This is a genomic window from Paenibacillus polymyxa, assembly GCF_001719045.1.
In the GTDB taxonomy this organism is placed as follows: domain Bacteria; phylum Bacillota; class Bacilli; order Paenibacillales; family Paenibacillaceae; genus Paenibacillus; species Paenibacillus polymyxa_B.
In genome coordinates this window covers 5550824-5565906 of record NZ_CP015423.1, presented here as the reverse complement: position 1 = coordinate 5565906, position 15083 = coordinate 5550824, and the positions used below count along the sequence as shown (strand labels likewise).

Sequence of the window (15083 nt, the reverse complement as noted above, 5' to 3'; positions counted from 1 at the left end):
AATGGACATGACGAGCATCCATCATGTTACACCGACCAATAATGAATGCACAGGAGACCTATCAGCGTCCGTTCCGGTCAAAGCGGTCATTTTCGACATGGACGGGGTGTTAGTAGACAGCGAACCGATTTACTTTGAGGTCGAACGCAGCTCCTTTGCCCATTTCGGTGCGCCCATGACGGAAGAAGAGCATCACACCTATGTCGGAGTGACACTCGAATCCATGTGGCGTCAAGTGCTGAACAGGCATCAGCTCACCAATACGGTGGAAGAGGCCCTGTCCTATCACCGAAAAAATGTGATGCAGACGATGATTGCGCACGAGGGCCTTGTGGCGATTGACGGACTGGAGCGGTGGCTGGACTGGCTGAAAGAGAAAGGGATTCCGGTCGCGGTGGCCTCTTCCTCTCCACGGGCGCTGATTGATCTCATTATGGAAAAGACAGGACTTGGCCGTTACTTCGACATTCGAATCACCGGTGAAGAGGTATTGCAGGGTAAGCCTGCACCGGACATCTTCTTATACGCCGCCGAGCAGCTAGGCATTGCACCGGCTCATTGCATCGTTATTGAGGATTCACAGAACGGGGTCCAGGCAGCCAAAAGTGCAGGAATGTACTGCATCGGCTTTCACAACCCCGGCTCCGGCCGGCAGGATCTGTCCAGAGCCGATCGCTGGATTCTCAGCTATGACGACCTGTGGGCGATCAAAGAGAATCTACCGTTCGATGAGCAATTGCTTGCTAAGAGCAAGAGCTGAAAGGTACCGGAAGGTATACCCCCTTTATAATTATATGGAATCGTCCGATCTTTACTATGATTGAGGGTATTAAATAATGCCCCTTGGAATATACACGGGAGAATGTCATTTATCCTTCCCTGTGTGTACTCTAAGGGGCGTGCTTTGCATCCAAGTGGTCTAGTTGAAACGAGTAATTTCCCGGTTCAACACACAACTGTCGTAAAAACTGTCTTTTTGGCATATAACTGATCTCCTGACGGTTTTAAATCCTCTATTCGTATGCAGCAAAACTTATATAGAAAAATGGGGTGCTGTTAACACCCCAAACTGGATTCATCGATATATATCCTTGCTTCATCTGAACGGTAATTTTGCCCTATATTCAGCTCTTTCTGTCTTCTTCGGTAATTAGAGAACTGTAAGCCGGAATTGTAACTGTTCCTTTCTTCACCTTTACATCCTTTGAGGTGGAAAAGATCACTTTCCATTTACCCTTATCGAAATCTTTTATCTGCAAGGTAACCGACTCTCCAGACAGGTTATGATATACATACATTGTTTCTTTGCCTGAAGTACGTTTAAACGCGGTCACGCTGGCAGAACCTGCTTGTATAGGTTGCAGACTGTCGCTACGTAAAGCTTCATGTTCTTCCCTCAAACGGATGAGTGTGCGATAGCTTTCCAGTAAGGAATCATCGTCCCTCAGCTGCGCTTCCACCGATACCTCGCCTGTGTTGTATTTGGGTTTCTCCCACGTCGTTTGACCAGGGCCATCTCCCTTGTACCAGCGCATAGGCTCACGAAGATACTCATCAGGCTTCTCTCCCTTCATGCCGATTTCTTCCCCGTAATACAGGAAAGGCTGACCCGGAAGCGTCAAAAGAATGGAAGCGGCCAGCTTGGCTTTTCGTACATCCCCGCCCAGTTCGCTCATGACACGGGTCTGGTCATGGTTGCTCAGGAACGGAGCATCGAGTGCCGCCTTATTATACGATTTGTACAGTTGCAGCGTTTTCTCGGCGAATGTCGCGATACCCTGATCTCGGCCGTTTTTCACGGAGTTCAAAATCGTTCCACCCAGGTCAAAATTAAATAGGGAGTGGAGTGGTCCGAAATAAGGAGCTATGGTCTCCGGTTTGTCCCATACCTCTCCTGCCAGATATACATTTGGATTCACCTTCTCCATCTCGGAACGGAATTCATTCCACCAGGCGATGTTCTTATCCGCACCATCCTTCGTCTGTCCTCTAAAAATATGCATCGCCGCGTCAAGCCGGAACCCGTCTGCACCCTGCTGCAGCCAATACTTGCCGACTTTGATCATTTCTTTGCGGACTTCGGGATTGTCAAAGTTCAGATCCGGCATGCCCGACCAGAATGTACCGTAGAAATATCCTTCGCCGTTCGGATTCTTATGCCATACCTGCTGACCCCACGAGCCCTTTTCTTCCAGATCTGTGTTCTCATCCGCCCATACGTAATAGTTATGGTATTTGCTTTGTGGGTTGGCACTGGCCTCCTTAAACCATGGGTGCTCGCTGCTCGAATGATTGATAACAAGGTCCATGATCACCTTGACGCCCTTTCGGTCCGCTTCTTTCATCAAGGTGCGGAAATCATTTAGACTCCCATACTGCGGGTCCACCTGATAGTAATCAGTTACATCATATTTATGATAGCTTGGAGATGGATTTAGGGGCATAAGCCAGAGGCCGCTAACCTGCAAATCCTTACCCGAATGGGGTTTGCCATCGTTTAAGTAATCAAGTTTTTGTGTGATTCCTTTCAAATCACCGTGTCCGTCTCCATTCGAATCATAAAAAGAATTGATATAAATTTCATAAAATACGCCGCTTCCAGTAGAAACCGGAGGCTTATGTCTGTTCAATTCCTGCTCTGCCATTGCACCTGAAGCGAACATCGTGAGCATAGGCACCGTTAACATGGCGGTGGACAATCTTCTTAAGCGTTTGTTACGTGTCAAAACAAATCAGCTCCTTTGATTGTTATGGGTGCGTTTTCATTATAAATAGAAACAATCCAAAAAAAGGGGATATTTATTATCTATTATGGTGGAAAATATCGATCTTATTGTTATATCTCTGTATCAAGCAAAAAAAGAGCAGACTCTATGTCTACTCCGCTTTTCATCCAAATCAGTTCAGGAAATATATCTTAATTTAATGCGTTTTGAAGCTCTGTGCAGCGAGGACTTTACCGAATTTTCACTCTTGTTTAAGATTCTAGCCGTTTCTTTTATGGAGTATCCTCGGACTACACGCAATTCAAGTACCGTCCTTTGCTCGGTATTACTTGCCATCAAAAGAATTCGATTGACCTCCTCCTGAATTTCAAAATCGACGGTATCCCAGTGATAGTAGAGCAGCTCCTTACGTAAGTTGTATTCATCCATCTTTTTTCGTTTTCTTATTAAATCTATAGCTAAATTTTTGGCAATTCTCAGAAGATAAAATCGAATACGATCTTGAGGCAAGTCAGGTGAAGCTCTTATAAACCGAATAAAGCACTCATGCAACAAATCTTCGGCATCCTGTTTGTTATGCAATATCCTCAATAGATATCCAAAGAGATCTGATTTGCAAGATAAATATAGATCCTCCACACCTTTAATATCCATATTATTGCTTGTCCCTTCTGTTTTGTTTGGAATCGGCAAGTCACTTTATTGTCTTAAATTCATATCCCTGCTTATTATTCGTATCTCAATGCATCTATAGGCTTCAAACTTGCTGCTTTATAAGCCGGGTATACTCCAAATAGGATGCCTGTGCCTGCAGAGCTAAGAAACGAATATATAATAGGCGAGATCGTAAATTCAATGGTCATATGTGCAGTTGCTTCAAGTATTTTGGATGCCCCTATGCCTGTTACAACCCCGATTGTACCTCCTAATAGACCAAAGATGACCGCTTCAGATAGGAATTGAATCATAATATCTCTCGGCTTGGCGCCAATAGCTTTTCGAATACCGATTTCTCTTGTACGCTCTATAACCGACACCATCATAATATTCATAATTCCGATTCCCCCTACCACGAGCGATATCGCGGCTACACCTCCTAGCAAGCTGGTCATGATATTATCTACACCTGAAGCAGCACCTGCTGCTTCTGACAGACTCATAATTTGAAATTGATCCGGTTCCGAGGGTTTTAGCTGGTGCGTTAAACGCAAGCTTTCCAATATGTCTGAACGAGCCTGATCCATCAAAGCTGGTGACTTGGCGGATACGTCCAATCCTGTAATGTTCTTCTCACCCAGACGGTTCATTATAGTTGTAGCAGGGATGTAAATTTGTTCATTAGTGCTGTAGCTTAATTTCGTTACTGGCTGAGTATTTAATACTCCAATTACCTTGAAAGGGATCTGTTTAATTTGAAACGTTCGTCCCAATACATTTTGGGTATCTCCACCAAAAAGACGTTGAACCGCCTGACTTTCAAGAATGGCGACATTCATGCGTTTGTCCATCTCATCGTTGGTAAATGTTCTGCCCTCGGCAAAGGAAAACTTTTTGACTTTATAGAATGAAGCGGAAGTCCCTACAATAGTGGCGTTATAGTTGTATCGCCCCCACGTAGCTTTTGAATTGCTCGTTATATTTGGCATCAATGCATCTATGGAATTCTTTTGTTCCAACGCCTCGACATCAGCCCAAGTAAACGATGGAGTGTTGTCATAATCTATTTCACCATCGACCATTGTCATAGCTGGCGCAACCATCAATACGTTATTCCCTAATTTATTAATTTCCGCCTTTATGCGGGTTGTAGAGCCGTTTCCAATCGCCATAATGGCAATAACCGCTGCCACCCCGATAATAATACCGAGTATTGTTAAAAAGGAGCGTAGCTTATTGGTTGTTAAACTGTTAATTGATACACGGATCGTTTCCATTAAATTCATAGGCTTGCCATCCTTGATGAAATTCTTCTATTCATAATGCTCTCATCCCGCTCAATATTCCCATCTCGAAAGCTGATCAGGCGCTTGGCATATTCGGCAATTTCCAGCTCATGAGTAACCAAGACAATGGTTTTCCCCTGTTCATTCAAACCTTGAAACAGCTCCATAATCTCGACACTCGTCTTTGTATCTAGTGCCCCCGTTGGCTCATCCGCCAGCAGAATAACAGGATTATTCACCAACGCACGCGCAATGGAGACACGTTGCTGCTGACCACCAGATAGCTCATTAGGCTTGTTGTACATCCGTTCTGCAAGCCCAACACTTCGAAGCGCCTCCACAGCTCGTTCCCGGCGTTCCTTGGCAGGTATACCTGCATACATCATTGGTAGCTCTACATTGGCTAATGCTGTAGTTCGGGGAAGTAGATAAAATTTCTGAAATACAAAACCCAGTTTCTGATTTCGAATCTCGGAAAGCTCGTTCTCACGAGCATCCAAAATGGAATACCCATCCAAATAATACTTCCCCGTATCAGGATGATCGAGGCAACCAATGACATTCATCATAGTGGACTTACCCGAACCAGAAGGGCCCATTATGGCAACAAACTCACCTTCGCTAATAGATAAATCAACACCACGTAGAGCCTGAATCTCCTGACCGCCCACCTCATATATTTTTTTTAGTTCTTTAATTTCAATAACGCTTTTATTCAAACGAGCTTCGTTCATTGTGCCTGACCTCCATCAGGGTCCTGACCCTCTTGACTGCCATTCGGACCAGCACTACCACCCTGGGGCGGAATAACAATGGTTTCGCCTTCCTTGACACCGGACTTGATTTCGGCCTGATCCGCTGTATAGACCCCCAGCTTCACTGGTCTGAATTCATAATCTGCAGGGTTAGCCGGGTTCTTCGCTACATATACTCCATCCACTCCACCTTCGGATCTCAATGCGAACAATGGAACAGACAACGCATCTTTATGTTCAGCCAAGAGGAGTGATACATCCATGTTCATCCCTGGTTGTAGTCTTATCTTTTGACTATCCAAAGACAATTCAATTTTGTATGTAGTCACATTGGATTCCGTAACCGGCTCTGGAGAAACAAAGAGGACTTCGCCTTTAAATTGTTTGTCAGGGAATGAATTCGTGTGTAACGTAGCCTGGAGCCCAGTCCTCATTTTAGCAATGTCACTTTCGTTAACCTTGGCACTAACCTTCATAACGCCTGTATTGGAGTTGTTCATAACAATGAAAGGTGCTGTAGGACTGGTACCCACATCGCCATTAACCTTCAAAATAATTCCATCCCACGGTGCCGTAACCTGTAATTTGTTCAGAACACTTTTCTTCTGTTCCAATTCCGTTTCAGCCTGTTGTAAAGAAGCCTGTGCGGATTGAATATTGGAAGCATCAGGCGGGGACTGTGCTGCCTTTAATTGTATTAAAGCTGTTTTATAGCCCATTTCCGCATCCTCAATCGCCTGAACTTGTCGATTCTTTGCCTTCTTGTATTGAAGTTCGACATTATTCATATCCAATTTTGCCTTATCCAGGTTTTGCTTGGCCGTCGCCAGGTCACTTTCTGCAGCTGCATCATTCTGGACTAGATAAGTCTGGTCATCATAATCCTTCTGGGCTTTATCCAAAATCATCTTGGCCGCCACTTTTTGTGCTGCGACTTCTTCCAGCTCCATGGAATCCTTGGCTGTTTTAATCGCCATCTGCGCCTTTAGGACATTTGCCTTCTGGAGCTCAATATCACTAGACTTTGGTCCGCGCTTGGCTTCCTCCACCTTGGCTCGGGCAATCGCTACATTGGATTCAGCATTTTTAATTTGTAACTTGGAATCCGAATCATCCAAACGAGCCAACACCTGACCCGCTTTGACACTATCTCCTGCTTTAACATTGACGGCAATGAGCTTGGCACCCTCAACATTTGTAAAATTGATATTGACTTCCTTAGAAGCCTGAACGGTTCCAGTTACTTTAAGCGATTCGGTCATGTTTGTTTTCTGTACCTGTACGATCTGGTTCGCAGGACCCTCCATGGGCTTTTCCTGACTTCTATTCTTATAAACAGTACTGCCAATTCCCGCTATAATAATCAAGACAAGAATACCTATGATCCCTTTCAATCTTTTTTTCCTTCTTAACACTTGCAATGCATCTTTCTTTTCTGTTTCTGACAATGTTATATCCCCTTAAAATGTATTTTTTCTAAAACCTATACGCTCCACGGTTTGTTTAAAGCATGTTGCAGCATTGTCATTTGAATAATGAGTTCATCCTTATTCCGTTCAATTTGCTTCACTTTTAACTGATTCGTGGCAACCTCCGTACCTGTGGCAAATCCACGTTCCCTTTTTTTACGAGATATGTCCAACACTTTAATAGCGTTCTGTAAATTACTTTGCATTTGTTCGTATTGTTCATCATTTTGCTGTAAGTTAAAGTAGAGACTCTTTAGTGATTCTGCCAATTGATCCTTGGTATTTTTGAGTCCACCTTCCGCTGAGTCTACATCAATCTGTTTAATTTCATAATCGTCCGTTCCCGAGTTCCATGTGTAATATTTAACTTCCATTTTTGCCAGCTTGACAGCCTCCTCCTGTCTCCATACCGAAGGACTCGCCGAGATTGCACGCGTCACAAGCGTATCCAAATTCGTGTTATCCATTTTCCGGTAAGCGGGTCGATCAACCAGTTCATATACCGTACCTTGCGGCTGCCCCATTTGGGTGTTTAGCACCTCTAACGCTTTTTGCAGTGCAGATTTTGCAATCTCTACATTCTTTTCAGCTTCTAAACGAGTCTGAATAATGGTGCTTTGTTCACCTGGAGAAATTTTTCCACGGTTGGCTTTCGCCTCAGCAGTTTTTTCCTCCAATAACGCAAGCGAAAGTGCATCCTCACTACTCTTCACTTTGTTGTCAGCCAAAAGTACGTCGTAATAGTCCTTCATTGTGGTGTAGTCTGTCTGATCTTGAGCAAGTTCGATTTGCTTCTTGGATTCCAAATAAGAAACCGTCGATGAGGCATACCCCTTCCAAGCAGAACTACTAGCCGCGTCCTCTTCACCGTTGCCTGCACCTGCTGGAATGAAATCCAGATTCTTACCTGCATTTTTTAGGTTAATCCGGTTACGCTCTATCGTTTGCTGGGCTTCTTTCAAACTAAAGCTATTAGACCGTGCCCATAGCTGGGCTTGACTCAATGTTAGTTTCACACTTGCATTGGAAGCCAATTGCTGCCCCTCTGCTTGAACAAAGGACCCTGAAAAAGAACTGGTTGATAAGGCCAACAACAATAAAATAAACACACTTTTTTTCATAGATATCCCCCTCTTTCTAAGTTTATTAAGTCTAATAAATACGTTGTTATATGAATTTCAATTCTTACTCTACACTACAATTTCTTTGTATGACTCCCCATCAAGGAAATCGTGAATTGAGAGCTGCATCGTCTATAATCCGTGGAGATTCCAGAAAGGAGGAACCACTCCTCCCCTTCTGCAACTTTTTTACACACAGCTTATCGTTCCTTATAACATCTTCAAATCCAATTGACGAAGGTACAGGAACCGTACAATAAGAAAGGAAAAGAATTGGATTGCCCAAAAGCACAGCATAATCTGAATAAGCGTAATGCGAAAGGGCACTACATATATTCCAGATGGTTCTGACATAACTAAACAAAGCACTATTCCTATGGATGATACGACTAATGGCAGAAGAAATAAGAAAGCAATTTGTCTGGATGCAGCTCGTCTCATTTCTCTTGAGTTTAGTCCGATTTTCGATAAAGCTCGGTATATTTCCTCATCCCGTTGAAGATCTACATACAATCTGAAATACAATAGACTTACAGTGCTTGCCAACATAATAATGGCGATAAATCCGCCAATAAATTCGCTAATATTCAGATCCATCTCCGATGTCAAATAATCCACTGCTCTAGAGTTAAGCACCCCTTTATTCACCTTGTTGGCCAACACGGAATACAACCATATCTCCTGTTGAGTTTCTGAAGTATCTAAAGAAAGTTGACCATTCTTCCATTTTGGCACAAAGTAGTAAACAGATTTGTATGCCAATGGATCATTGAAATACCGTTGTTCAATTAAATGGTCGTAAGTTCGATCTGGAACAACAAGTAACCGTGCTAGTTCAGAGATGATGTTTTCATCAGACTTTAAGTTATGGTCCAACTTCTGAGTATCCATAATCTGAATATTCATAATCTGAGATTTTCCTTGATTGTAAGTTAGCTTTTTTTCAAAAAAGGTTTTCTGTTCTTCTAAAGACATCCCGTTTGAATCAAAAATGAAAAAGCCTTGATGATCCCGAAGCGCTACTGCCTGTTTTAGCTCCTTAAACCTGGATGCAAGAGCCTCATAATTGGATTGTTTCATCACTGGCGCGAGCTGTTCATGAAAGGGAAAGATCAACACTTCACCTTTCGAATAATCTACCCCAGCCGTATGAAGATTTTGGTCAATCTCTTTTTCAATCTCTATAGAACTTACAACATCAGAAGTAAGTGCAAATGAATAAGATTGCTCCTTAAGAAATCTTTTTTGCTGCTGCATGGAGTCAAACGTTGATGCTGCTCCTACACAGGAAATGATAGAAATTAGGGTAATTAATGAAAACAGCCCGGCATTATTCCTGATTTTGTATGTGATCTCAGATAACCATAATAAGCGTATTCCGCTCCAAGACCATTTCCTGTTAGCTCTAAGCAATTGAATGAATAGTACACATAATTGAGTGTAAAATAAGTAAACACCAATAAATCCCATTACAATTGTATATTTAAATGTGTCTCCAACTGAATAGTGTAATATATAAAAAGAAAGAGTCCCCAAACGATACGGTGCCAGATAAATGTAGGGTGGAAAATCAATCCTCATCAAATATACAGCCGCTCCTATTAATACTATGGCAAGAAAGGACAGGCTCCATGAAGCTTTTAAATCCTTTTTTAGCTGTGAAACCTTGCTAAAAGGCTGCTGCAATTTAAAATAGCGTATGAAGAAAACAGACACAAATGAGATCAATATAAACAAAAACATAAAGCCCACCACGGTGAAAGCCAGTGCTTTCCAAGGAAAATAAAACGTTAAATACATTCTTATGACATTCGAGCCCAAAAGTAGAAAGAATTTCGCTGAAACAAATCCTCCGATAATCCCGGTAATTAAGGATAAAAAGCCTATAATTAGATTTTCATATGCGACCAAAAAATAAATCTGCCTGTGATGTGTCCCTAAAATGGTCAGTATACCAAATTCTTTTTTCCGTGCAGCAACAAAAATATGGTTTGTGTATAATACGAAGAAAAAGGAAAACACAAAAATCAACAGATCAGCAACTTGTAATCCCTTTTTTACATTAGCTGCTGTGATTGCATCTGAGACATCCGGGTGAAAAATAAATATCGCATATACGAAAAAAATCGAAATCATCAATGAGCTGCTTACATAGTAAGGTACATAAGCACGCACATTGTGCTTGAGATTATTCCATGCTAACAGACGAAAGCTCATGCGCATGTCTACTTCCCCCCAAAAAGGAGAGTATATCTATAATTTCTTGAAAAAATAATTGCTGACTATGACTACGATGGATTTCATTATATAACTCACCATCTTTTATAAAAATAACCCGATCGCAATAACTGGCTTCCACGGCTCCGTGTGTTACCAGCACGATTGTGGAATGATCCACACGACTGATAAGCCCCAGCATTTCCATCACAACACGTGAAGACATGGAATCGAGATTTCCAGTGGGTTCATCTGCGAGCAAGAGTGAAGGAGAGTGAATAATAGCCCTGCCTATAGCTGCCCTTTGCTTTTGTCCCCCTGACACCTCATAAGGTCGTTTATCCAAAATATCAATAATATCCAGTTTCTTCGCTACCTCTTCCAGTTTGTGCTCCATTTCCTTTAATCCTTTTTTATTCAGCATCAGAGGAAACAATATGTTCTCTCCCAAAGTGAGAGTTTCCAGCAAATTATAGTCCTGAAATACAAATCCCAGCTCTTTGCGACGAAATAAAGCCAGCTTATCCTTCTTGAGCTGATGTGGATTTTCTCCTTTAATGCAAACCTCGCCAGAAGTCGGCATATCAATAGTTGAAATCATGTTTAATAATGTAGTCTTCCCACTACCAGACGGCCCCATAATGCCAACAAACTCGCCTTGTTTGATCGTTAAATGGATGTTGTTAAGGGCTCGGTAGGGAACCTTGCCATAGTATATTTTGGTGACTTGATCCATTCGTACAATCTCCATAATTCATTCCTTTCTTTTTCCTATGTCATGATCATAATCCATCCAGACAAGTGAAGCGATCGATTAACATTACAAAAACCTTAAATCTGTTGTAAGGTTTCTCATTTGCGAATTGGAAACAGGATTTGAACCGTCGTCCCTTCACCAACCGTCGATTTTAACTGAATGTTATGATTCAGTTTTTTGCAGATTTCAGACACCAAATAGAGACCCATCCCGGTTGATTCACGATACTTCCGCCCATTTTCACCTGTGTAATAAGCCTCAAATACCCGTTCTACGTCTTTTTTAGGGATACCAATTCCCTCATCCTGTACTTCCATCACAATGACATGATCTCTTACGTGAGACATCAGTTTCAGACTGTGGGCATGACCTGAAGAATACTTCACCGCATTGGTCACCAATTGGTTAATTATGAATCTTAGCCACTTGGCATCGGTTATCACACACAACTGCTCGTCCACTTCATTGGAAGGATAAATTTCGTTACGAATCAATAGTCTTTTGTTATCATAGATCACATCACTAACCAGTTTTCGTAATACAACAGGTTCCACATGAAAATCAGGTTCAAAGGATTCCAACCGTGACATATATAAAATCATGTCTAGTCCTTTTCCCATTCGATCAATTTCATCGTAAATCTGATCAGATTCAGGATCTATTTTTCCTTTGAGGATTAAATGAATAACAGCAAGTGGAGTTTTCATCTGGTGAACCCACTGATTGATAAATGTAATATGGTCACGCTGCTGATGCTCTAACTGATGAATTCGAGACTGATACAATCGGTAATATTGTAAAAGCAAATGTTGCAAAGAAGAGGCTAACGGATTAAGTACCTTCATCTGAATAAGCTCATCTAAATCTCTTAGGTTTGCAGTGGATAATATTCGATATAAACCAGAGTACAAGACATATCGGAAGAGCAAATAAACCAGCAATATGGAAGCCCCAAAAAAGACGGAATACAGGGCCGTCGACCAGTTACGGTAACCATCCAACCAATAGATACTTAACACAAGAAAAAGTTGGATGATATTAAAAATCACCAGCGAAAAATGGTCACGCCAAAAAAGCTTCACCGTTCATCCTCCTCAGTCAAGTGAAGCCGATAGCCAGCCCCTCTAACCGTCTCTATGATATCCCCCAGTCCCAGCTCGCTCAGCTTTTTACGGACCCGAGTGACATAAACATTCAATGTGTTCTCGCCCACATATTGGTGATCATCCCATAAAGCCTCTAAGAGATGAACTCTACCCACAACCTGTTTAGGATACGTCATCAATAGCTCTAACAGTGCTGCTTCTTTCTGGCTAATTTCGACCTGCTTGTCATGGAACACAAGTTCCATAATATCGGGATATAGCGTCAAAGCTGACACTTTTAAGGAACGTGATTTTGGAGCAACGGCATAAGAACCATAGGCACGTCGCAGATTACTTTCTACTTTGGCTAACAGTACTTCGGGATAAAATGGTTTCGTAATGTAATCATCTGCTCCATTTTGCAAAGCAATGACCTGATCCATTTTATCATCGCGTGCAGACACAAAAAGGATGGGACATGTAGATTGAGTCCGTATTTGTCTACACCAATAAAATCCATCGAAACGAGGAAGATTCACATCAAGTAGTACCAAATCAGGCTCCACCTTTTGAAAGGCAACTAAAACTTGATCAAAATTTGAAACAATAACTCCTTGATAACCATACTTTTCAAGATAGGATTGGAGCAAGGAGCTGATTTGAGGGTCATCCTCTACTATTAATATCTTTTGCATTATGTTTTCTACCTTCTTAGTGCTTGAATTTTTAACAACTGATTTCTCTATAATGCCTTTATTTGATCATTCAAGCAATAACAACAATCTAATCCCCTTGGGTTGTAGATTTAGGAGGTTTTCGTGGTGGTGTATATAGAACCCCGGATAATATGCATGGTGCCAAATACCAGAGTGATTAACAATATAATTATAGTAACGACAACTATTACTGTTAAAATGGTTTTTTTACGATTTTTTAATATTTCATTGAAACTTTGCTTTGGATCTTTCAAGTCTGCTCACTTCTTTCCTTGCCTAGCTATTTACCAGCATAATTAGTTTCTACATAACGAACAACAGTTGAATCTTACAAAAACATTTCTTTGCTGTAAGGTTTCTGATTACCTACAGACCATCGTCGGATTGAACTAACGTATGTACATAACAAAACTGCCCGGGGTTGAGAATCTTTTTCTGATTCTCAACCCCGGGCAGTCTATCCTTTCTATCCTTTTACAGCCGAACCTACCGTCATCGCCCGCTCCACTTGTTCACTCAAGAACAGATAGACGAGTACCATCGGTAAGGAGGCCATAGTCATAACAGCCCCCATGGCTCCCCAATCTGTGCTGTAAGAGCCTTGGAAGAAAAGCAAGCCGAGTGGCAATGTCTTCATATTTTCATCAGAAATTAGAATATAGGCCAAAGTGAACTCATTCCAGTTGTTCAAGAATTGAAAAATGGCTACAGTCGCAATTGCAGGCAATGCAAGTGGCATAATGATTTTCAGGAACAGTCTATAAATATTAGCTCCATCCATGCAAGCCGCCTCTTCAATCTCCTTAGGAATTGCTATAAGAAACCCGTAAAAAATCATGGACGAGAAAGGAAGTCCAATTGCAATATAAGGAAGAATAAGAGCTCCATACGTATTGGTAAGATGAAAATCGCGAACCAGAATCGCCAGCGGTATCATGATAACCTGCAGTGGCATAAACATTCCTATGATCATATAAGTCCGAACGGCAGAACGAAACCTCCATCTCATACGAGCCACTGCGAAGGCAAACATCAGAGCCAGTAAAAGGATGAACAGAGTCGAAATCGTTGATACGACTAGACTGTTCAGAAAGTAACGGGGAATATTAAACTGCGTCCAGGCATTAATGTAATTTTCGTAACGAAAATGCGTCGGCAATCCAAATGGATTAGAGACAAAGATCTCATCGTTGTTCTTGAACGAGTAGGAAACCATCCAGAACAACGGGTAGACCGAAACAATAAAATACAACCACAGCGGTATCTGCAGAACAGCTTGTCTAAACTTGCTCAAAGCGGTTTTACTCATTTCGTTCTCCTTTTCGATACACGCCTTATCAGGCGGTTTGTCCGCGGTCGAACAGCTTATTGATGACTACAGTTGCCAATAGTGAGATTAGTACAAGCAGCACGGATACAGCACATGCATACCCATAGTTGCTTTCCATGAAAGCATAGCGGTAAATCATGAATGTCATTGTATAGTTTGTAGTGCCGGGGCCACCATTTGTCATAATCAGCATCTGCACAAAGGCCCCAATTCCAGAGGTAATCGCAATAATAAAGCAGAATTTGTAAGTTTCCCTCATCAGAGGAAGTGTGACATGCCAGTGCGCTCTCCATTTGCTGCAGCCGTCAATCGTGGCGGCTTCAAAGTAGTCCTCGGGTACTGACTTAACTCCTGCATATAGCAGCGCAAATTGATACCCCATAAACTGCCAGGCATTAACGAAGGCGATGGCAATAATCGATGCTGTCGGGGAGCTTAGCCAATTTTGCTGATAAGGGATGTTCAAGAGATCAAACAGCCGGTTGATCAATCCGTTAGTTGGGTCATAGATTGCGATCCACAGCTGGCACACCACGGTTACCGATAAGACAACTGGGATAAAATAAGACGTTTTCAGTATTTTTCGCCCGCGTGTGCGCGGGTCCGCACAGATTAGCGCTAATAGTGTCCCCAGTCCGATCTGAAAGACCGCCAGTACAATAGCAAAGATTAATCCGTTCTTAAGCGAAGTAGCAAGTAGAGGATCGGAGAACAGTTCCCGATAATTACTCAGTCCCGAAAAGGTCAGCGTACTCAGGCCATCCCAATCATAAAAGCTGCGAAGAACAGTTTGCAGAACAGGATATATCAGTATCACACTGTACAGTATCAAAGCAGGGAGGAGAAACAGTGCGAGCGCCGATTTGTTCCCCAAATATTTATTCATGTCTTGCTTCCACCCCTTATCTTTGGAACAGCATCCCCCAGCGACTTATCCGCCAAGGGTTGCCGAATCCCTGAATTC

The 15083-nt window shown here is 42.2% G+C and carries 13 protein-coding genes; 1 reads left to right on the top strand and 12 read right to left on the bottom strand.

Annotated features, from left to right (window positions below; all coding sequences use genetic code 11):
* Nucleotides 1–7 precede the first annotated feature (7 nt).
* The gene (locus AOU00_RS24840) at nucleotides 8–760 is read left to right on the top strand and encodes an HAD family hydrolase (protein WP_081330754.1); all 753 of its coding nucleotides are present in this window, start codon (nucleotides 8–10) and stop codon (nucleotides 758–760) included.
* Between the two features lie 364 nt (nucleotides 761–1124).
* On the opposite strand, the gene AOU00_RS24835 is transcribed toward AOU00_RS24840, so the two are convergent.
* The 12 genes from AOU00_RS24835 to AOU00_RS24780 all read right to left on the bottom strand — a co-directional run bounded on the left by AOU00_RS24835 (nucleotide 1125) and on the right by AOU00_RS24780 (nucleotide 15005).
* On the bottom strand, nucleotides 1125–2726 hold the full coding sequence (locus tag AOU00_RS24835) for an alpha-amylase family glycosyl hydrolase (protein ID WP_069291924.1): 1602 nt from the start codon (nucleotides 2724–2726) through the stop codon (nucleotides 1125–1127).
* A 177-nt stretch (nucleotides 2727–2903) separates the two neighbouring features.
* On the bottom strand, nucleotides 2904–3380 hold the full coding sequence (locus tag AOU00_RS24830) for an RNA polymerase sigma factor (RefSeq protein ID WP_069291923.1): 477 nt from the start codon (nucleotides 3378–3380) through the stop codon (nucleotides 2904–2906).
* Nucleotides 3381–3454: 74 nt separating this feature from the next.
* Nucleotides 3455–4669: an ABC transporter permease gene (locus tag AOU00_RS24825; RefSeq protein ID WP_069291922.1), complete on the bottom strand. Its 1215-nt coding sequence runs from the start codon at nucleotides 4667–4669 to the stop codon at nucleotides 3455–3457.
* Nucleotides 4666–5403, bottom strand: coding sequence for an ABC transporter ATP-binding protein (locus AOU00_RS24820; protein ID WP_069291921.1), 738 nt, complete (start codon nucleotides 5401–5403; stop codon nucleotides 4666–4668). Before AOU00_RS24820 ends, AOU00_RS24825 begins: the two co-directional genes overlap by 4 nt.
* A complete protein-coding gene (locus AOU00_RS24815) occupies nucleotides 5400–6872 on the bottom strand; it encodes an efflux RND transporter periplasmic adaptor subunit (protein WP_069291920.1) in 1473 nt (490 codons plus the stop codon). The genes AOU00_RS24820 and AOU00_RS24815 overlap by 4 nt, the downstream gene beginning before the upstream one ends.
* Nucleotides 6873–6907: 35 nt before the next feature.
* On the bottom strand, nucleotides 6908–8014 hold the full coding sequence (locus AOU00_RS24810) for a TolC family protein (RefSeq protein WP_069291919.1): 1107 nt from the start codon (nucleotides 8012–8014) through the stop codon (nucleotides 6908–6910).
* A gap of 210 nt (nucleotides 8015–8224) precedes the next feature.
* Nucleotides 8225–10237: an ABC transporter permease gene (locus AOU00_RS24805; protein WP_069291918.1), complete on the bottom strand. Its 2013-nt coding sequence runs from the start codon at nucleotides 10235–10237 to the stop codon at nucleotides 8225–8227.
* The gene (locus tag AOU00_RS24800; protein WP_061830969.1) at nucleotides 10203–10982 is read right to left on the bottom strand and encodes an ABC transporter ATP-binding protein; all 780 of its coding nucleotides are present in this window, start codon (nucleotides 10980–10982) and stop codon (nucleotides 10203–10205) included. The genes AOU00_RS24805 and AOU00_RS24800 overlap by 35 nt, the downstream gene beginning before the upstream one ends.
* Before the next feature lie 101 nt (nucleotides 10983–11083).
* The gene (locus tag AOU00_RS24795) at nucleotides 11084–12070 is read right to left on the bottom strand and encodes a sensor histidine kinase (RefSeq protein WP_069291917.1); all 987 of its coding nucleotides are present in this window, start codon (nucleotides 12068–12070) and stop codon (nucleotides 11084–11086) included.
* The gene (locus AOU00_RS24790) at nucleotides 12067–12768 is read right to left on the bottom strand and encodes a response regulator transcription factor (RefSeq protein WP_069291916.1); all 702 of its coding nucleotides are present in this window, start codon (nucleotides 12766–12768) and stop codon (nucleotides 12067–12069) included. The genes AOU00_RS24795 and AOU00_RS24790 overlap by 4 nt, the downstream gene beginning before the upstream one ends.
* Nucleotides 12769–13255: 487 nt before the next feature.
* Complete coding sequence (locus AOU00_RS24785) at nucleotides 13256–14098, bottom strand: carbohydrate ABC transporter permease (protein WP_061830975.1); 843 nt, start codon at nucleotides 14096–14098, stop codon at nucleotides 13256–13258.
* A 28-nt stretch (nucleotides 14099–14126) separates the two neighbouring features.
* A complete protein-coding gene (locus AOU00_RS24780; protein WP_061830977.1) occupies nucleotides 14127–15005 on the bottom strand; it encodes a carbohydrate ABC transporter permease in 879 nt (292 codons plus the stop codon).
* Nucleotides 15006–15083 lie beyond the last annotated feature (78 nt).

Coding starts and splice junctions, on each gene's coding strand:
- AOU00_RS24840 (WP_081330754.1), top strand. CDS start 8: ATGACGAGCATCCATCATGTTACACCGACCAATAATGAATGCACAGGA.
- AOU00_RS24830 (WP_069291923.1), bottom strand. CDS start 3,380: ATGGATATTAAAGGTGTGGAGGATCTATATTTATCTTGCAAATCAGAT.
- AOU00_RS24825 (WP_069291922.1), bottom strand. CDS start 4,669: ATGAATTTAATGGAAACGATCCGTGTATCAATTAACAGTTTAACAACC.
- AOU00_RS24820 (WP_069291921.1), bottom strand. CDS start 5,403: ATGAACGAAGCTCGTTTGAATAAAAGCGTTATTGAAATTAAAGAACTA.
- AOU00_RS24810 (WP_069291919.1), bottom strand. CDS start 8,014: ATGAAAAAAAGTGTGTTTATTTTATTGTTGTTGGCCTTATCAACCAGT.
- AOU00_RS24805 (WP_069291918.1), bottom strand. CDS start 10,237: ATGCGCATGAGCTTTCGTCTGTTAGCATGGAATAATCTCAAGCACAAT.
- AOU00_RS24800 (WP_061830969.1), bottom strand. CDS start 10,982: ATGGAGATTGTACGAATGGATCAAGTCACCAAAATATACTATGGCAAG.
- AOU00_RS24790 (WP_069291916.1), bottom strand. CDS start 12,768: ATGCAAAAGATATTAATAGTAGAGGATGACCCTCAAATCAGCTCCTTG.
- AOU00_RS24785 (WP_061830975.1), bottom strand. CDS start 14,098: ATGAGTAAAACCGCTTTGAGCAAGTTTAGACAAGCTGTTCTGCAGATA.
- AOU00_RS24780 (WP_061830977.1), bottom strand. CDS start 15,005: ATGAATAAATATTTGGGGAACAAATCGGCGCTCGCACTGTTTCTCCTC.